This window comes from Limosilactobacillus viscerum (assembly GCF_947387525.1).
GTDB classification, from domain to species: domain Bacteria; phylum Bacillota; class Bacilli; order Lactobacillales; family Lactobacillaceae; genus Limosilactobacillus; species Limosilactobacillus viscerum.
The window spans coordinates 1-485 of sequence record NZ_CANDNW010000078.1; the positions used below are offsets into that span (position 1 = coordinate 1).

Annotated in this window: 1 pseudogene; it reads left to right on the plus strand. The window is 42.1% G+C overall.

The features are described from left to right. Positions 1–485 (plus strand): annotated as a pseudogene (locus tag QOS07_RS09320) (IS30 family transposase); the annotation flags it as partial.

Consider the following 485-nt stretch of genomic DNA (forward strand, 5'->3'; position numbering starts at 1 on the left):
ATTAATAACGAGCTCAACCGTGGTACGGTCCGCCAACTTCGTCGTCAAAAATCTAATGGTAAGATTTACGAATATTCTTACTACATCTATAGTTATGAAGCTGGTCAGGCCACATATCTTGAACATCACCGCCATTCTGGTCGTCGTCGCTTATATTATTCTTCAAAGCAATTTTTACGATTAGCTGATCAGCTAATGCTTGGTGAGTTTGACGACCACCATTACTCCCCACAAGCGGTTATTTATAAGGCTCGAGATTTAATGAATGATGGTACCCTGATCCCAAAGTCGGTTGTAACTTTATATCAATGGATTAATGAGGGTGTGCTTCGTACGTCCAATTTAGACCTCTTTGAAAAACCTAAACGTAAGCATCATCGAACTCATCCGCAAGCTAAAAGGTGCTTGGGGCCTAATATTGCTCAACGACCTCAAACTGCGGACCAACGGTCCGAAATTGGCCATTGGGAACTAGATACAGTTCA